Here is an 18,254-nt window from a genome sequence, read left to right as displayed (position 1 = left end):
AGGGTGGCAGTGGGGGGCTTTGCAGATCGTTATCGCGAGCAGGCTCGCTCCCACATTTGATCTGCGTTGTTCACAAATAATGTGTTCACAATAGATCCAGTGTGGGAGCGAGCCTGCTCGCGATTGGGGTCTATCAGACGCTAAATCCGGAAACTGCCCACCAATTGCTTCAATCGCGAAGCCTGTTGCTCAAGGTCCGAGCACGCGCGCAACGTCGATTGCAGGTTTTCCACGCCTTCCTGGTTCAACGTGTTGATCTCGGTGATGTCCACGTTGATCGACTCAACCACCGCCGTCTGTTCCTCGGTCGCGGTGGCCACCGACTGGTTCATGCCGTCGATTTCGCCGATGCGCAGCGTCACGCTGTTCAAGCGTTCGCCCGCCAGGTTGGCGATTTCCACGCTGTCCTGGCTGTGGCGCTGGCTTTCGCTCATGGTGCTGACCGATTCGCGGGCGCCGACTTGCAGTTCCTCGATCATGGTTTGCACCTGTTGCGCCGACTCTTGCGTGCGGTGCGCCAGGTTGCGCACCTCATCGGCCACCACGGCAAAACCGCGCCCGGCTTCACCGGCCCGCGCCGCTTCAATGGCGGCGTTGAGCGCCAGCAGGTTGGTTTGCTGGGAGATGCTGGTGATCACTTCGAGAATCTGCCCGATGTTCACGGTTTTGCTGTTCAGCGATTCGATGTTGGTACTCGAGGCGCTGAGCATGCTCGACAGCTGATTCATCGCGGCAATGCTGCGATCCACCACTTGCTGGCCGTCTTCGGCCAGGCTGCGCGCGTCGCTGGCCTGATTCGACGCTTGCGCGGCGTTACGGGCGATTTCCTGGGCGGCGGCACCGAGCTGGTTGATCGCCGCGGCCACGCTGCTGGTGCGCGAGGCTTGCTGGTCAGAATTGAACATCGAGGAGTTCGAGGCGGCTACCACACGCAGGGCCACTTCATTGACTTGGCCGGTGGCCGAGGACACTTCGCGGATCGACGTATGAATCCGCTCCACGAAACGGTTGAACGCCGTGCCGAGGATACCGAATTCGTCCTGATTCTGGATGGTCAGGCGCTTGGTCAGGTCGCCTTCACCGTCGGCGATGTCTTCCATGGCGCGGGTCATGACGTGCAGCGGCTGGATCAGGATGCGGATCAGCATGCCAAGCAGGGCGATGATGATCGCCACGGCAATTAGAGTGGCGACGACCGCCGAGGCGCGGAACTCGGTGAGCATCGAGAAGGCTTTGTCTTTATCCACCGACAGACCGATGTACCAGTTCACCGATGGCAGGCCTTTGATCGGGGTGAAGGTGACGATGCGGGTTTTGCCGTCGACGTCCACTTCTGTGAAGTTGCTGCTGATGCGCGGAGTGTTTTTCGGGTACGCCTCGCTCAGGGACTTCATGACCAGGGCTTTGTCCGGGTGGACCAGAATCTTGCCATCGGCACTGACCAGAAAGGCGTATCCCATGCCGCCAAAGTCGCGGGCGCTGAGGGTGTCGATCAGGGTTTGCAGGCTTAGATCGCCGCCCACCACACCCACGCTTTTACCGGCCTGTTTCGAGGCTGTGGCGATAGAGATGATGGTCTGGCCGGTGGCTGCGTCGATGTAGGGTTCGGTCAGGGTTGCGGTGCTGCTGCTTTCGGCGCCTTTGTACCAAGGGCGCACCCGTGGGTCGAAACCGGCGGGCATTTTCGCGTCGGGGCGAATCGTGAAGCTGCCAGTGGCATCGCCCAGGTAGGACGCCATGAACGTCGATGTCAGCGCTTTCTGCTCAAGCAGACTGGCGACGGTGGCCTGTTCGGGGTTGATAGCGATGTTCTGGGCGAGGTTATCGATCAGCAGGATTCGGCCAGCCAGCCAGCTTTGAATGTTGTTGGCAGTAACGTCTCCCATCTCATTGAGATAGTTGTCCAGGTCTTTGCGAATGGCGTTGCGCTGCAAATAGTCGTTGTACAGCGTAAACGAGGCAAAGGCAGCTATAACGATGAGGGCGGCGGCAAGCAGTATTTTATGGCTGAAGCGCAGATTTTTATTCATGGCTTGGGGTCCGCTAAAGTCTTAATGTCCAGGGCGTGCTTTTATAAAGGCGCGCAAAATGGGCAGTGTTGAAAGTAAGCTGATATTTCCACCTCTCCTTAGGGAATTACCGACGCTATTTTCAGTCTGGTCTCTGGCTTGTTATCGGCCATGAAGGATCAAAGATTAACCATGGGTGACAAAATGCCTGACTCATCGCAACTCGTTATCGGCGCCGACCTCGCGGGCCAGTCCATCGCCCAGGCCATGCGCCTCGCCAACCGTCACGGCTTGGTAGCGGGCGCTACCGGGACCGGCAAAACCGTCACCTTGCAGCGCCTGGCCGAAGCCTTCAGCGATGCCGGCGTTGCGGTGTTCGCCGCGGACATCAAAGGCGACCTGTGCGGCCTGGGCGCTGCCGGCAACCCTCAAGGCAAGGTCGCGGAGCGGATCGCCGGGATGCCTTGGCTGAACCATAAGCCTCAGGCGTATCCGGTGACCCTGTGGGACATTAACGGTCAGTCCGGTCATCCACTGCGCACCACCTTGAGCGAAATGGGCCCGTTGCTGCTCGGCAGCCTGCTGGAACTGACCGACAGTCAGCAGTCGGCACTTTACGCCGCGTTCAAGGTGGCCGATCGCGAAGGGTTGTTGCTGCTGGATTTGAAGGATTTGAAGGCACTGCTCAACCACCTGCGTGACAGCCCCGAATTGCTTGGGGATGACGCCGCGTTGATGACCACCGGTTCCAGCCAGGCGCTGTTGCGCCGCTTGGCGACGCTGGAACAGCAAGGCGCCGAAGCGTTGTTCGGCGAACCGGCGCTGCAACTGGAAGACATGTTGCAACCGGCCGTGGATGGTCGCGGGCGCATTCATTTGCTCGATGCCAGTCGTCTGGTGCACGAAGCGCCGAAGGTCTATGCAACGTTCCTGCTCTGGCTGCTGGCCGAACTGTTCGAGCAGTTGCCGGAACGCGGTGACGCCGAGAAACCGCTGCTGGCGCTGTTTTTCGACGAAGCGCACTTGTTGTTCGCCGGCACGCCCAAGGCGTTGCAGGAACGTCTGGAACAAGTGGTGCGACTGATCCGCTCGAAAGGCGTGGGCGTGTATTTCGTCACCCAATCGCCGGGCGACTTGCCGGATGATGTGTTGGCTCAACTGGGCCTGCGCATTCAGCATGGTTTGCGTGCATTTACCGCCAAAGAACAGAAATCCCTGCGCGCGGTGGCCGACGGTTTCCGGCCGAATCCGGCATTTGAAGCCTTGTCGGTGTTGACGGAGTTGGGGATCGGCGAGGCGCTGGTCGGCACCCTGCAAGACAAGGGCACGCCGGGGATGGTCCAGCGTGTTCTGGTTGCACCGCCGCAATCGCGGATCGGGCCGCTGACCGAGACCGAACGCACCGTGCTGATCGCCGGTTCGCCGTTCAAGGGGCGTTACGACAAACCGGTCGATCGTGAATCGGCTTATGAAGTGCTGATGGGGCGTAAAGGGCTGGCACCGAATCCTGAAGTAGTGCCGGGCAAACCTGCACCTGAAGAGCCAAGTTTCACCGAACAGGCCGGGGAATTCCTCGGCACGGCGGCAGGCCAGGCGTTGAAATCAGCGATGCGACAGGCGGCCAATCAATTGGGCCGGCAATTGGTACGCGGGTTGATGGGCTCATTGCTCGGTGGCAGCAAACGCCGCTGACAAGTGGGCAATCAAAATGTGGGAGCGAGCCTGCTCGCGATTGCGGCCTGAAATTCAACACATATGTCGACTGATACACCGCTATCGCGAGCAGGCTCGCTCCCACATGGGTTCTATGTCATGCCTTTGGTTTGGCGTGCGCCGCCAGGCGTTCGAGGGCCGCCCGCAGGTTCGGGTCGGTAATGCCGTCAGCCGTCGCCTGTATGGTCGCCGCCGCATCAGTCGACAAATTTATCGTATGCCCCGCAGCCCCTTGCTGAACGGTAGGCGGTTGAACCTTGAACAGAATCCGCGTCAGGCTGGCGAACTCGTCGAACAGCTGTAACTGCCGTTGCAGACGCTTTTGTTGATAACGCAGGCGGGTGGCCCAGTGGCCGTCGGTGACAATCAGCAATAAGCTGCCTTCACGCCACGACGCCACATGGCAATGCTCGCGGGCAGCTGGCTGCAACTGACTTTCCACCAGACGTTGTAAATGACCCAGGCGTTGAGCGTGGCCAAAAATGGCTTTTAGCGGTTTGGCTTCGCGAAGCAGAACGGCGGGTGCTCTGGCCGTGAGAGGGCGAAATGCCATGATCAGACACCTGAAGTAACAGAGCGGCCATGGTAACAGAAAGCACCCGCTGCCCCCGACCCATTGCTTTGCGAGCGCTTTACCCATTAAATCAACAAGTAACTTGTGCCCTCGATGGGTTGAAGTTCAGCAAAATGCCCTTATTTTAAGTGAGCCCCGTCACAGCGCAGTGCATGCATCGTGGAATAACGCCACTTTCCTCACCATCGTTTCCGGGTAGAATACTCGTTCGCATGCGGCCATGAGGGCTGCACGGGCGACTCACGGGGCCGCCCTCCATCCCTTTAGTGTGGAAGATCCTGCCGATATGTTTGCGCCTTTGTTAAAGAAACTTTTTGGAAGCAAGAACGAGCGTGAAGTCAAACGCATGCTCAAGACGGTGCAGCTCGTCAATGCCTTCGAAGAGCAAATGGTGGCCCTTTCGGACGATCAATTGCGTGCCAAGACCGACGAGTTCAAGGCCCGCCTCGCCAAAGGGGAAACCCTCGACAAGCTGCTGCCCGAAGCCTTTGCGGTCGCCCGCGAAGCCGGCAAGCGCGTCATGGGTATGCGCCACTTCGATGTCCAGCTGATCGGCGGCATGACCTTGCATGAAGGCATGATCGCGGAAATGCGTACCGGTGAAGGCAAGACCCTGGTGGCAACACTGGGCGTTTACCTCAACGCGCTGTCCGGCAAGGGCGTGCACGTTGTGACGGTGAACGACTACCTGGCCCGCCGCGACGCCAACTGGATGCGTCCGCTCTACGAATTCCTCGGCATGTCGGTCGGCGTGGTCACCCCATTCCAGCCGCCGGAAGAGAAGCGCGCCGCTTACGCCGCCGACATCACTTACGGCACCAACAACGAATTCGGTTTCGATTACCTGCGCGACAACATGGCGTTCAGCATGGAAGAAAAATTCCAGCGCGAACTCAATTTTGCCGTGATCGACGAAGTCGACTCCATCCTCATCGACGAAGCGCGTACCCCGCTGATCATCTCCGGTCAGGCCGAGGACAGCTCCAAGCTGTACATCGAGATCAACAAACTGATCCCGCAGCTGGAATTGCACGTCGAAGAAGTCGAAGGCGAAGTCACCAAGGCTGGCCACTACACCGTCGACGAGAAAACCCGTCAGGTCGAACTCAACGAAGCCGGTCACCAGTTCATCGAAGACATGCTGACCAGCGTCGGCCTGCTGGCTGAAGGCGAGAGCCTGTATTCGGCGCATAACCTCGGTCTGCTGACCCATGTTTATGCCGGCCTGCGCGCGCACAAACTGTTCAATCGCAACGTTGAATACATCGTGCAGGACGGTCAGGTCGTGCTGGTCGACGAACACACCGGCCGTACCATGCCGGGTCGCCGTTTGTCCGAAGGCTTGCACCAGGCCATCGAAGCCAAGGAACACCTGAACATTCAGGCCGAGAGCCAGACCCTGGCATCGACCACGTTCCAGAACTACTTCCGTCTGTACAACAAGCTGTCCGGCATGACCGGTACCGCGGACACCGAAGCGTTCGAATTCCACCAGATCTATGGCCTGCAGGTCATGGTGATTCCGCCGAACAAACCTTTGGCGCGTAAAGACTACAACGACCTGGTGTTCCTGACCGCCGAAGAGAAATACGCGGCGATCATCAACGACATCAAGGAATGCATGACTCAGGGCCGTCCGGTGCTGGTGGGTACCGCCACCATCGAAACGTCCGAGCACATGTCCAATCTGCTCGTGAAGGAAGGCATCGAACACAAGGTTCTGAACGCCAAGTTCCACGAAAAAGAAGCCGAAATCATTGCACAGGCCGGTCGCCCTGGCGCACTGACCATCGCCACCAACATGGCCGGTCGTGGTACTGACATCCTGTTGGGCGGTAACTGGGAAGTGGAAGTCGCTTCGCTGGAAAACCCGACCCCTGAGCAGATTGCCCAGATCAAGGCCGACTGGCAGAAACGTCATCAGCAAGTGCTGGAGTCGGGCGGTTTGCAGGTGATCGCTTCCGAGCGTCACGAATCGCGCCGTATCGACAACCAGTTGCGTGGTCGCGCCGGTCGTCAGGGCGACGCCGGTTCCAGCCGTTTCTACCTGTCGCTGGAAGACAGCCTGATGCGCATCTTCGCCTCTGACCGGGTGAAGAACTTCATGAAGGCGCTGGGCATGCAGTCCGGGGAAGCGATCGAGCACCGCATGGTGACCAACGCCATCGAGAAGGCTCAGCGCAAGGTTGAAGGCCGTAACTTCGACATTCGTAAACAACTGCTCGAGTTCGACGACGTCAACAACGAACAACGTAAAGTGATCTATCACATGCGTAACAGTTTGTTGGCCGCTGACAACATTGGCGAAACCATCGCCGATTTCCGTCAGGACGTGCTCAACGCAACCGTCAGCGCACACATTCCACCGCAATCGCTGCCAGAGCAGTGGGACGTGGCCGGTCTGGAAGCGGCGTTGCAGAGCGACTTCGGTGTGGCGCTGCCGATCCAGCAATGGCTGGACGAAGACGATCACCTCTACGAAGAGACCCTGCGCGAGAAGCTGATGAACGAGCTGATCGCAGCCTACAACGAGAAAGAAGACCAGGCCGGTGCCGAAGCACTGCGCACCTTCGAGAAGCAAATCGTTCTGCGCGTACTGGACGACCTGTGGAAAGACCACCTGTCGACCATGGATCACCTGCGTCACGGCATCCACTTGCGTGGTTATGCGCAGAAGAACCCGAAGCAGGAATACAAGCGCGAGTCCTTCACCTTGTTCTCCGAGTTGCTGGATTCGATCAAGCGCGATTCGATCCGCGTGCTGTCGCACGTTCAGGTTCGCCGCGAAGACCCGATCGAAGAAGAAGCTCGCCTGCGTCAGGAAGCCGAAGCGCTGGCTGCGCGCATGCAGTTCCAGCACGACGAAGCACCTGGCCTGGAGCATCCGGAAGTGTTGGGTGAAGAGGTCGATGTAGCCCTCGCCACCGCGCCGGTGCGCAACGAGCAGAAGCTGGGCCGTAACGAGCTGTGCTACTGCGGTTCGGGCAAGAAGTACAAGCATTGCCACGGGCAGATCCAGTAAACCCGTTTCATACGCTGAAATACCCGCGCCGCGACCGGCTTATGCCGTCGCGGCGTTTTGCCATTTAAACCACCGCGCCACGTTAAAAGAACGGGGTAATGACGGTGCAGACACTACTTTTTAAGGAGCGCATTCATGGCTGTTGGTCTTGGTCCTTTGCCAACGTTGCACCCGGTTGCCGGTTTTGAACTCGGTATCGCCTCGGCCGGCATCAAGCGCCCGGGGCGCAAGGATGTCGTGGTCATGCGCTGTGCCGAAGGTTCCACAGTGGCGGGCGTGTTCACCCTGAACGCCTTTTGCGCCGCTCCCGTGATCCTGGCCAAGCAACGCGTGCAAGGCCCGGTACGTTACCTGCTGACCAACACCGGCAATGCCAACGCCGGTACCGGCGAACCAGGCCTGGCAGCTGCCGAGCGCACCTGCGCCAAACTGGCTGAGTTGACCGGTGTCGATGCAAGCCTGGTGCTGCCGTACTCCACCGGTGTGATCGGTGAGCCGCTGCCGGTCGAAAAAATCGAAGGCGCACTGCAAGCCGCCCTCGACGATCTGTCGGTGAATAACTGGGAAGCGGCCGCCACCGGCATCATGACCACCGACACCCTGCCCAAGGGTGCCAGCCGCCAGTTCCAGCATGACGGCGTGACCATCACCGTCACCGGCATCAGCAAAGGCGCGGGCATGATCCGCCCGAACATGGCGACCATGCTTGGCTACATCGCCACCGACGCCAAAGTCTCGCGCGATGTACTGCAAAACCTGCTGCTGGACGGCGCCAACAAGTCGTTCAACCGCATCACCATCGACGGCGACACCTCGACCAACGACTGCTGCATGCTGATCGCCACCGGTCAGGCAGCACTGCCCGAAATCACCGAGGCCAGCGGCCCGCTGTTCGCTTCGCTGAAACAAGCGGTGTTCGAAGTCTGCATGGACGTGGCCCAGGCCATCGTGCGTGACGGCGAAGGCGCGACCAAGTTCGTCACCGTGGAAGTCAACGGCGGTGGCAATCACCAGGAATGCCTGGACGTCGGTTACACCGTGGCCCACTCGCCGCTGATCAAGACCGCGCTGTTCGCCTCCGACCCGAACTGGGGCCGTATTCTGGCCGCCGTGGGCCGTGCCGGCGTACCGAACCTGGACGTGAGCAAGATCGACGTATTCCTCGGTGACGTGTGCATCGCCAGCCGTGGTGCTCGCTCTGCCACTTACACCGAAGCCCAGGGCGCGGCGGTGATGCAGCAGGAAGAAATCACCATCCGCATCGAGCTGGGTCGCGGCGATTGCAGCGAAACCATCTGGACCACTGACCTGTCCCACGAATACGTGAAGATCAACGCTGAGTACCGTACTTGATCACTCGTTAGACCGAGTCGCTGCAATCGCGAGCAGGCTCGCTCCCACAGTAGATCTCCAGTGAATACAATATTTGTGTTCGGCAGGATCAAGTGTGGGAGCGAGCCTGCTCGCGATGACGGACGACCAGACGCTAAAAAGTCTGGCGTGTGCCCCTTATCAAAAGGTCCCGAACATGGAGGAAATAGAGCGGTGAAACGAGTCCATGTAGCAGCCGCGGTTATCCGCGATGGCAGCGGCAAGATCCTTATTGCCCGCCGTGCCGACACCCAGCATCAGGGCGGTTTGTGGGAGTTCCCCGGTGGAAAGGTCGAGGAAGACGAATCCGTCGAGACAGCCTTGGCTCGCGAGCTTCACGAAGAGTTGGGCATCGTGGTCAATACCGCGCGACCGATGATCAAAGTCCGCCACGACTACCCGGACAAGCAGGTGTTGCTGGATGTCTGGGAAGTCTCGGCATTTACCGGTGAACCCCATGGCGCCGAAGGTCAGCCCTTGGCCTGGGTGACCGCGCGGGAATTGGTGGATTACGAATTTCCGGTCGCCAACCAGCCGATCGTCGCCGCTGCCCGTTTGCCCGGCGACTACCTGATCACCCCGGAGGGCCTGGAAACCCCGGCCTTGCTGCGCGGTATCCAGAAAGCCATTGCTGGCGGCATCAAGCTGATTCAATTGCGCGCGCCTAACGGCTACGACCCGCAATACCGCGATTTGGCGGTGGACGCGGCGGGGCTGTGTGCCGGCAAGGCGCAGTTGATGATCAAGGGGCCGTTTGAATGGCTGGGGGACTTCCCGTCCGCCGGTTGGCACATTACTTCGGCGCAGTTGCGCAAGTACGCGGCAGCGGGGCGTCCGCTACCGGCGTCGCGCTGGTTGGCGGCGTCTTGCCACAATGCTGAGGAACTGGCGCTGGCCGAGCAGATGGGCGTGGACTTCGTGACCCTGTCTCCGGTGCAGCCGACGCAGACTCATCCGGATGCGCTGCCACTGGGCTGGGAGCAGGCTTCGACCTTGATCGAGGGCTTCAGCAAGCCGGTGTTTTTGCTTGGTGGGGTTGGCCCGGCAGAGCGGCAAAAAGCTTGGGAAGCAGGGGCGCAGGGTGTGGCGGGGATTCGGGCGTTTTGGCCTGAAGCCTGATTCTGCGGTGTAGCCACTGGCCTCATCGCGAGCAGGCTCGCTCCCACAGTGGATCGAGGTGCACACAAATCCAATGTGGGAGCGAGCCTGCTCGCGATGGCGTCTTCGGACGCGCCGACTAAACTTGGGGTTTCGCCGCCGCTTGCCACAAAATCTCGGCAATCCCCTGACGCTTGGCAATCAGCCTCGCCGCCACAAACAACAAATCCGACAACCGATTGATATACGCCAGCCCAACCCCGGCCAACGGCTCGATCGCATTCAACTGCTGACACCGACGCTCGGCACTGCGTGCCAGGCAGCGGCATACATGAGCCTGGGCGATCAGTGCCGAACCGCCGGGCAGGATGAAATTCTCCAGCGGCCCCAACTCTTCATTCCACACATCAATCGCCGCTTCCAGGCGCTCGATTTCTGCCGTGTTCAGTGCCTGATACACCGGCATCGCCAGTTCGCCGCCCAAGTCGAACAACCGATGCTGGCAGGGCGCCAATACCTCGATCACTTCGTTCAGCCCCGGATACGTATCACTGTGCGCCGTTAACCCGGCCAACAACACACCCACCTGGCTGTTCAGCGTATCGACTTCGCCAATGGCCTCGATGCGCGGATGGTCCTTGGGCACCCGGCGGCCATCGCCGAGACCGGTTTCGCCTTTGTCGCCAGTGCGGGTGTAAATCTTCGACAAACGAAAGCCCATGGTTACCTCGACAGCTGATTGAGTTCTTGAGAGACCACCGCAGTGCCCGACAACGGCAGGCGCAAGGTGAAACAGGTGCCTTGGCCCGGCGTCGATTGCACTTCCATCTGGCCTTTGTGGTTATTGGTGATGATGAAGTACGAGACCGAGAGCCCAAGGCCGGTGCCCTGACCGATTTCCTTGGTGGTGAAGAACGGCTCGAACGTGCGTTTGCGCACGCTCTCGCTCATGCCGATGCCGTTATCCTCGACCTGGATTTCTGCCCATGGCGGGTTCAGTTTTGTACGCAGAATGATCCGCCCCGGTTCGCGATCATCTGTGCGCTGGTGAATGGCTTGCGCGGCGTTTTTCAGCAGATTGAGCAGTACCTGTTCCAGTTCGTTGGCGGTGCCGGGCACCGGGCCCAATGCCGGATCGAACTGCCGAATGATCGCTTGGCCCTTGAAGTCGAAGCCGATAGCGAGGTCGAAGTCGTTGCCGGCAATTTCCACCGCTTGATCAATCAACGCCGGCAAATCGCAGGGAGCCATTTGCCGGGTACTGCGGCGGCTGAAGCTGAGCATGTGCGTCACGATTTTTGCCGCCCGGGCGCCGGCCTGTTGAATGCCATCGAGTAACTGCGGCACTTCGCGAGCTTTCAAATACTGGTTGACCGTTTCCAGCTCAATGCCCAGTTGCTCGGCCTGTTCGAGGTTTTTCGGCAGATCGGGTGACAGGCGCCGACGAATGTTCTGCACGTTGTGCAGGATTGCGCCCAACGGATTATTGATCTCATGGGCCATGCCGGCCGCGAGGCCACCGACCGAGAGCATTTTTTCCGACTGCACCATCATTTCTTCCAGGGACAGACGCTGAGTGATGTCGTCGATCCGGATCACCACGCCGCGCCCGGCACCGCCCATCAACGGGTAGAACGTCAGGGCGTAATGCCGTGGCTCGTCGTCCTTGAGCCAGGTAACACGCTCGATTTTCGCCACCGTGTGCTGCTCGACGGTTTGCCTGAGCTGCGGCAGGAACGGCTTGAGCGGTTCGAAGGCGAGGAAGATCGGCTGGTTCAAGGCTTCGGCGAGGCGCGTGCCGGATAGGGCGCTGGCTTCCTGATTCCACTGGGTCACGTAGAGCTGCTCGTCGAGGGCGATCAGTGCCGACGGCATGGAGTCGATGATGCTGTTGAGGTAGTTCTGGAACCCGGTGAGTTTCTTTTCGATCTTGCTGCGCACCTGAACTTCCAGCTCCAACTTACGGTTGGTGTGACGGGTTTCTTCGGCCAGCCCCTGGGCCTGATCGTAAGCGGCCTGGGAGTCGTCGCGAGCGCGCTTGAGTTGCTGCTCCCGGGCCTCGATGCGCGAGAGCATGGTGTTGAACGCTTCGGCGAGGCTGCCGATTTCGTCGTGGTTGCCGCGAGAGGCGCGCAGAGCGTAGTTCTCTTCCCGGGTCACTTGCCGGGACAACTCTTCGAGCTGATGGATCGGCCGGGTAATCAGGCGTTTGATCTGCCGGGCGATCACCAGCCACAACAGCACGCTGAAGATCAGAATCCCCAGGCTGGCGGTCAGGGTCCCGGTGTAGAACGCCATCGGCAATTCGCTGCTGGCCACCAGCAGCAAGTGCCCCGGCGCAACGCCGGGACGAGGCAGGGTAATCACTTGATTGCTGCGAAACTCCGTGGCTTGCCAGGCTTCGAGGTGCCGGTAATGCTCCGGCAGGCTCAACGTGTCGCCCTGCTGCAACTGCGCCAGACGCACACCTTTACCGTCATAGAGCGCTGCCGCGCGCAGCGGTGTATAGCTGTTGAGTTCGTTAAGCAGGCGTTCGGCGGTTTGTGGCGACTTCAAGGCGTCGGAGATCAGGCTCGGGTTGGACACCAGTCGGCCGATGGTCTGCAAGGCCTGGGGGGCCATGCTTTCCTGGGAGATGTAATAGGCGGCGCTGATAAAGGTCAGGTTGGCGACCAGCAAAACGGTGGTCAACAGCACCAGCAGGGCGGCCAGCAATTTCTGGCCGACTGGGAGGTTTTCAAGGCGCTGGCGCAATGGCATCAGGTTCATCGCTGAAAAGGAACAAGTGGCCAGCGTAGCCGCTGCTCAGTCGCTGGGCAATCCAAGGCTGTGCAGATGAGTGATCAAGCGCTGCTGCAATTGACTGAGGTGGGGCAGGTTCAACTGATGCCGCGACGCGACTTTGCAGGCATGGCCCAACAGGTAGCTGATTTCGGTGCGCCGCCGATTTGCGACGTCCTGGTACATCGAGGAGAAGTTGGCCGCGGTGGCCTGGATCACCCGTTCGACTTCCTCCTGAAGATTTTGCGCCGCTGCCGGCTGGCCGCAACGCTCCAGCAGATCGGTGAGTTCGGTGCACAAAGTGGCGACTTCGCAATGATGTTGCTGCAAACCGCCGTTGCGGCAGTCGTGCAGCACGGTCAGTGGGTTGATCGCACAATTGAGCGCCAGTTTTCGCCACAGCCTTGTGAAGATGTCCGTGCTCCACTCATGGGGAATACCGGCGGCGCTCAAGTCCTCCAGCCAGATCGGCGCTACCGGATGGCCGACATCCCCCAGCCAGGTGTAGCCGTGGCCGGCGAACACAACACGCCAGTCGCCATCGCGAAACGCGCCTTCGGTGCTGGAGGCTAAGATGCAGCGCGCCTGAGGCACCTGCGCGGCAACCGCGTCCTGACTGCCGAGACCATTCTGCAACAGGATCAGCTCGGCGTCGGGTGTCAGGCGATGGGCGAGCCGGGCCACGGCGTTTTCGGCGTCATAGGCTTTGCAGGCCACCAGCAGACGGCTGATAGGGACGCCGCTGTCAGGTGTCTCGGCGGGCACCGGATACAGCTGCGCTTCGCCGTGTTCGACCAGCGTCAGCCCGCCCGCCGCCTGATAGGCCTGCAAGCGTGTCGCGTCGCGCACGATCAGCCTGACCGGCACATCCGCCCGTGCCAGACGTGTGGCCCAAAGGGTGCCGAGGCTGCCGGCACCCAGAATATGCCAAGGGGTGGACATCAGCTTTTTGCTCGGTTTGACGCTGGCATGTGAGGCTCGCAGTATCGGTTGGAAAAGACCCGTTATAATGAGCCCGATTTTAACCGCAAGCCAAGCGCGCTCCATCGTTATCGAGCGTGCCTTTTTATTGGAGAGATTACATGCCGTCGTTCGACGTGGTATCCGAACTGGACAAACACGAAGTCACCAACGCGGTCGAGAACGCCGTCAAGGAACTCGATCGTCGTTATGACCTGAAAGGCAAAGGCACCTTCGAGTTCAAGGAAAAGGACCTGACCGTCAACCTGACCGCGGAAGCCGATTTCCAGCTCGAAGCGATGATCGAGATCCTCAAGCTGGCCTTGGTCAAGCGCAAGATCGACGTGCAGTGCCTTGAGGTCAAGGACGCCTACGCGTCGGGCAAGTTGATGAAGCAGGAAGCGGTCCTCAAGGAAGGCATCGACAAAGAGTTGGCGAAGAAAATCGTCGCTCACGTCAAAGACGCCAAGCTCAAGGTCCAGGCCGCCATTCAGGGCGAGCAAGTGCGCATCACCGGCAAAAAGCGTGACGATTTGCAGGAAGCGATTGCCGCCCTGCGCGCCAAGACGTTCGACATGCCGCTGCAGTTCAATAACTTCCGCGACTGACTTTTCAGGCGGGAACCTTGTGGGAGCGAGTTTGCTCGCGAATTGGGCGTATCAGTCGACATCACTGTTGAATGACACACCGCTTTCGCGAGCAAGTCGAATCGTCGCACCGCCGCTCCCACCTCGATTGTGTTTAACCCGGCGGGTCTTTCTGCCGCTCATTTTTTGCGTGCCGGGTAGCCGGAAATCAGGAGAAAGAAGATGGATTTGAATGCTGAAGTGGACAACCTGGTCAAGGCATCCCAAGCTTGGGTTCCGATGATCATGGAATACGGCAGCCGCGTGCTACTGGCGGTGATTACCCTGGCCATCGGTTGGTGGCTGATCAACAAGGTCACGCAAAAACTCGGTGGCCTGCTGGCGTTGCGTAACGCCGATCTGGCGCTGCAGGGTTTCATCAGCAGCCTGGCGAACATCATCCTCAAGGTTCTGCTGATCGTCAGCGTGGCGTCGATGATCGGTGTGGAAACCACCTCGTTCGTCGCCGCCATCGGTGCAGCCGGCCTGGCAATCGGTCTGGCGTTGCAGGGCAGCCTGGCGAACTTCGCCGGTGGCGTGCTGATTCTGTTGTTCCGCCCGTTCCGTATCGGTGACTGGATCGAAGCTCAAGGTGTTGCCGGTACTGTCGACAGCATTCAGATCTTCCACACCGTACTGCGTACTGGCGATAACAAAACCATCATTGTGCCTAACGGTAATCTGTCGAACGGCATCATCACCAACACCAATCGTCAAACGACACGCAAAGTAGTGTTTGATATCGGTGTGGATCACCACGCGGATCTGCAAAAGGCCCGTGAAGTGTTAATGGAATTGGCCAGGGATGAGCGGGTGTTGACTGATCCGGCACCGGAAGCGGTCATTTCAATGCTGGGCGAAAGCTCGATCACTGTTTCGCTGCGAGTGTGGGTCAAGACCGCTGATTACTGGAATGTGCTGTTCATGTTTAACGAGCACGCCCGAGATCGTTTGAAGGCAGCGGGTATTGATATTCCGTTTCCGCAGCGGGTTATTCGAGTGGTTCAGGAATCGGCAACGGTGTAATGATTGGTCTTTCAGCTAATGTCTGACCTTTCGGTCAGGCAAGTTCTGCAAGAGGCCCGATCTGTTAAACGCAGTGTTGTAGGCAATAAAAAAGGCCCATCCGAAGATGGGCCTTTTTTTGATTACCGCGAACTGGCTTTCGGCAATTACAGAACCGAAATCGGGTAGTCGACGATCAGACGGAACTCGTTGATATCGCCTTCAGCCTGGTCGGTATTGGCGCGGTGCCACGCCTGACGAATGCGGAAGGAAAGATCTTTAGCCGGGCCTGCCTGAACTACGTATTTGGCTTCGAGGTTGGTTTCGTGGTGCTTGCCATCTTCGCCATAACCATAGGCAGCGTATGGGCCGTCGGCGTCCATTTTGGTGCCGTCGATATCCCAGCCTTTAGCGTAACGGGTCATGAAGCTCAAACCAGGTACGCCGTACTCAGCCATCTTCAGGTCGTAACGAACCTGGGCGGACTTCTCGTTAGGAGCGTTGAAGTCAGAGTACTGGATGGAGTTGGCGAGAAAGATCGAGTCGCCGCCGCGGTTGTTCTTGCCTACCCCGATGTAGTCGAACGGAGTGTCACCGTTGACCTTCTGGAAGGCGACGGTGATCGTGTGCGCTCTCAGGAACGAGAAAGCGGCTGCCAGGGAGAACGTGGTATTGCTGATCTCGCCAGCTTTGGCGTCACCGGTATCTTTGGTGTTGTAGATGTTACCGTCCAGGTTGAGCGACTGATCGCCACCCATCGGGATGGTGTAGTTCAGGTTGGCGTAGTACTGGTTCCAAACGTCTTCCAGTTTTGCGCCATACAGCGATGCGGACAGGTTGTCAGTGATGCCGTACTTACCACCAAAGTAGTCGATGGAGTTGGCTTTAATATTGTCGGCATATTGTGACCACAGATCGCCGTCAAGTGCGTTTTTGTCTTGACTGGACGCCGAGTAAAAGTGACCGGCTTCAAGGTCAAGGTCTTTGACTTCGCTGCTCTGCAGTTGGAAGCCGCGGGCAGTTTGCGGAAGGGTCCGGGAGCCGCCAACAGCGAACACTGGAGCAGTGCTTGGCTGCATGTCACCGAATTTCAACTCGGTTTTGGAAACGCGGAATTTAATGGCTCCGCCGGCTTTGCCCTGGCTGTCGTTGACTTCACGGGCATAACCGTTGGCCTTGCGGGTGTCGCTACGGCTCATGTTACCCGTGCCGGAAGTGCCATCGCCGCCATCCAGTTTGACGGCCAGGTAACCGAACGCATCAATGCCAACGCCAACGGTACCTTGGGTGTAACCGGAGCTGAAGTTGCCCCAAATGCCCTGGGTCCAGTCTTTTTGGTCGCGGTTGCGATCTTTGTTATCACGGTTGAAGTAATAGTTGCGAAGCAGCAAGTCGAACTTGGCGTCTTCAACAAAACCTTTGGCTTCAGCCTGGTCACTTACGAAAGGTGCGGCCGTAGCCATTTGAGTACTGGCTGCTGCTGCAACTGCCAGTGCGATCATGCTCCACTTCATCACGCGCATCGTGATTTGCTCCTTTGGTTTTTAGAAGAGTACTGCCGTCCCGCCTGTTTTATTATCCGGGCGGCTCTTTCTTTTTGTGTCGGCGCAAACTTATATCACGCCGACCATGTTGGCGATACTTGCGGATCTAACCTTTCAGCTTCTTTACGACCCTGTCGCAAATGGCGGGGTAGATGTCGCAAATTCACAATCCCGACGCAATCGGACTGACAACTTCAACGTTGTTTTCCATGACTTGAGCATCGGTAAAAAAGAGTCCCTGGTCCTGCACTTGAATCTCCATTCGGGCAACCCTGCCACTGTTTTTATTGGCCTTAAGGCTTCCACTTCCAGCGGAGCGCTTATAGACGATACGGGTGTGAATGCAACAAGCGTGCACAAATCGGAATTCTGTTGCTGTTTTTTTTCGAAGGCGTGCCTGCTGCTGAAAAAACCTCATAAAACCGGGGGGTTCAAGCTCTTTTTTCTTGGGCTTGACGCCATGCTTTGCATCGTGGTTATCCCGTCGAATCTGCGGGGAGACAACCAAAAACGTTACCGGTTCACCCCGCCAGTGAGTAGTTGGCGGATGCTGACGCACTGAGCGTAGACGCGTTGTGCGGTTTTGGTGCAAAAAATTTCAATTGCTGTACTGAATTCACACAACGCCGCTGTGTGGTGGATCCGGACGGCGCGTTGTTTTTCGGTCATTTCGGCATTTTTTATGTGGCTGCTGGTTCTGTCGTGGTGCGCCCCGGCTCAAAATGGCTCATGTCGGGGCGCTCGGAAACGATGGAGGTGGCAGTTCGTCGTGAAGCGCGTGGCGTTCGCAGGTATGCTGCCGTCCTGTCGCTTGGCGCGCCGTCTTTTGGCATGGGCGCTAAGCTGAAAAAAGATCACCAGAGGGGAGTGCGCGCTGTGTTCGCTTTAGATCCACGACTTCAACAAGACACATTGCCTATCGGCGATTTCCCGCTCTGTCGGTTGCTGTTGTCCAATGATTCGAATTACCCGTGGTTCATCCTCGTGCCCCGCCGCGAGGATATCAGTGAGATATTTCAGTTAGATGTCGCAGATCAACAGCAGCTGTGGCAGGAAACGACCGCGCTGGCGGAAATGCTCAAGGACTCGTTCGATGCGGACAAGTTGAACGTCGCGGCCTTGGGTAATGTCGTCAGTCAGTTGCACATGCATGTGATTGTGCGCAAGCGTGAGGACGCCGCCTGGCCAGCCCCGGTCTGGGGCAATCAGCAAGCCAAACCCTACAGTCCAGAGCAGATCGCGACGATTCGCGAACGGTTGCGTCTGGTGTTGACCGATGACTTCACGTTTCTGGAGGGTTGAGTCATGAGCCTGGAAGAACGCGTTACCGATCTGGAAAGCCAGTTGGCGTTTCAGGATGACACCATCCAGACATTGAATGATGTGCTGGCGGCGCAGCAGCACGCGGTTGAGCGCTTGCAACTGCAAATGATGGCGCTGCTCAAGCGGCAGGAGGAAATGGTCGGTCAGTTCGAGTCTTTCGAAGAAGAAGCGCCACCGCCGCATTACTGAAATGCAGGCAAAAAAAACCGCGAACGATTATTCGCGGTT

General features: G+C 58.6%; 15 protein-coding genes and 1 pseudogene. 8 read left to right on the top strand and 8 right to left on the bottom strand.

Annotated elements, in window-relative coordinates:
- Positions 1-140 precede the first annotated feature (140 nt).
- Positions 141-905 carry a methyl-accepting chemotaxis protein gene (locus ACYZT2_RS22210; protein WP_437180779.1) on the bottom strand — a complete coding sequence of 255 codons (765 nt, stop codon included), beginning with the start codon at positions 903-905 and terminating at the stop codon, positions 141-143.
- Positions 906-998: 93 nt separating this feature from the next.
- Positions 999-2,030, bottom strand: a pseudogene (locus ACYZT2_RS22205) (HAMP domain-containing protein); the annotation flags it as partial.
- Positions 2,031-2,213: 183 nt separating this feature from the next.
- On the opposite strand from ACYZT2_RS22205, the gene ACYZT2_RS22200 reads away from it, so the two are divergent.
- On the top strand, positions 2,214-3,701 hold the full coding sequence (locus ACYZT2_RS22200) for a helicase HerA-like domain-containing protein (RefSeq protein ID WP_461973217.1): 1,488 nt from the start codon (positions 2,214-2,216) through the stop codon (positions 3,699-3,701).
- Positions 3,702-3,819: 118 nt separating this feature from the next.
- On the opposite strand, the gene ACYZT2_RS22195 is transcribed toward ACYZT2_RS22200, so the two are convergent.
- Positions 3,820-4,275: a DUF721 domain-containing protein gene (locus tag ACYZT2_RS22195; RefSeq protein WP_315867047.1), complete on the bottom strand. Its 456-nt coding sequence runs from the start codon at positions 4,273-4,275 to the stop codon at positions 3,820-3,822.
- A 307-nt stretch (positions 4,276-4,582) separates the two neighbouring features.
- Between ACYZT2_RS22195 and secA the strand changes: the two genes are divergently transcribed.
- From secA to ACYZT2_RS22180, 3 genes are all read left to right on the top strand, one after another.
- On the top strand, positions 4,583-7,318 hold the full coding sequence (gene secA, locus ACYZT2_RS22190) for a preprotein translocase subunit SecA (RefSeq protein WP_461967355.1): 2,736 nt from the start codon (positions 4,583-4,585) through the stop codon (positions 7,316-7,318).
- 135 nt (positions 7,319-7,453) lie between these two features.
- Positions 7,454-8,671 (top strand): bifunctional glutamate N-acetyltransferase/amino-acid acetyltransferase ArgJ, encoded by a 1,218-nt coding sequence (argJ, locus tag ACYZT2_RS22185; protein ID WP_461967353.1) that lies wholly within the window; start codon positions 7,454-7,456, stop codon positions 8,669-8,671.
- A gap of 192 nt (positions 8,672-8,863) precedes the next feature.
- Positions 8,864-9,808 (top strand): Nudix family hydrolase, encoded by a 945-nt coding sequence (locus ACYZT2_RS22180; protein WP_461967351.1) that lies wholly within the window; start codon positions 8,864-8,866, stop codon positions 9,806-9,808.
- Between the two features lie 118 nt (positions 9,809-9,926).
- Here the strand turns inward: ACYZT2_RS22180 and ACYZT2_RS22175 are convergent, their stop codons facing one another.
- Genes ACYZT2_RS22175 through ACYZT2_RS22165 form a run of 3 tightly spaced genes read right to left on the bottom strand, consistent with a single transcriptional unit; the run spans position 9,927 to position 13,510 of the window.
- Entirely contained in the window at positions 9,927-10,508 is a 582-nt protein-coding gene (locus ACYZT2_RS22175) for a cob(I)yrinic acid a,c-diamide adenosyltransferase (RefSeq protein WP_461967349.1), read from the bottom strand.
- A 2-nt stretch (positions 10,509-10,510) separates the two neighbouring features.
- The gene (locus ACYZT2_RS22170; protein ID WP_461967347.1) at positions 10,511-12,547 is read right to left on the bottom strand and encodes a sensor histidine kinase; all 2,037 of its coding nucleotides are present in this window, start codon (positions 12,545-12,547) and stop codon (positions 10,511-10,513) included.
- Between the two features lie 45 nt (positions 12,548-12,592).
- The gene (locus ACYZT2_RS22165) at positions 12,593-13,510 is read right to left on the bottom strand and encodes a putative 2-dehydropantoate 2-reductase (RefSeq protein WP_461967345.1); all 918 of its coding nucleotides are present in this window, start codon (positions 13,508-13,510) and stop codon (positions 12,593-12,595) included.
- 140 nt (positions 13,511-13,650) lie between these two features.
- On the opposite strand from ACYZT2_RS22165, the gene ACYZT2_RS22160 reads away from it, so the two are divergent.
- Complete coding sequence (locus ACYZT2_RS22160; protein WP_007906601.1) at positions 13,651-14,136, top strand: YajQ family cyclic di-GMP-binding protein; 486 nt, start codon at positions 13,651-13,653, stop codon at positions 14,134-14,136.
- Positions 14,137-14,337: 201 nt separating this feature from the next.
- Entirely contained in the window at positions 14,338-15,180 is an 843-nt protein-coding gene (locus ACYZT2_RS22155) for a mechanosensitive ion channel family protein (RefSeq protein ID WP_253550932.1), read from the top strand.
- 146 nt (positions 15,181-15,326) lie between these two features.
- On the opposite strand, the gene ACYZT2_RS22150 is transcribed toward ACYZT2_RS22155, so the two are convergent.
- Together ACYZT2_RS22150 and ACYZT2_RS22145 are read right to left on the bottom strand one after the other, a co-directional pair.
- Positions 15,327-16,682: an OprD family porin gene (locus ACYZT2_RS22150; RefSeq protein WP_461967343.1), complete on the bottom strand. Its 1,356-nt coding sequence runs from the start codon at positions 16,680-16,682 to the stop codon at positions 15,327-15,329.
- 184 nt (positions 16,683-16,866) lie between these two features.
- Positions 16,867-17,211, bottom strand: coding sequence for a hypothetical protein (locus ACYZT2_RS22145; RefSeq protein ID WP_461967341.1), 345 nt, complete (start codon positions 17,209-17,211; stop codon positions 16,867-16,869).
- A gap of 368 nt (positions 17,212-17,579) precedes the next feature.
- Here ACYZT2_RS22145 and ACYZT2_RS22140 point away from each other — a divergent pair, with 368 nt between their 5' ends.
- Both ACYZT2_RS22140 and ACYZT2_RS22135 read left to right on the top strand, forming a co-directional pair.
- A complete protein-coding gene (locus ACYZT2_RS22140; RefSeq protein ID WP_461973215.1) occupies positions 17,580-18,005 on the top strand; it encodes an HIT family protein in 426 nt (141 codons plus the stop codon).
- Between the two features lie 3 nt (positions 18,006-18,008).
- On the top strand, positions 18,009-18,215 hold the full coding sequence (locus ACYZT2_RS22135; protein ID WP_253550924.1) for a SlyX family protein: 207 nt from the start codon (positions 18,009-18,011) through the stop codon (positions 18,213-18,215).
- Positions 18,216-18,254: the final 39 nt, after the last annotated feature.

It is taken from the genome of Pseudomonas sp. MDT1-85, from assembly GCF_054898065.1.
Note: the sequence above shows the minus strand (reverse complement) of the source record. Positions and strands in the feature narration are given on the sequence as shown.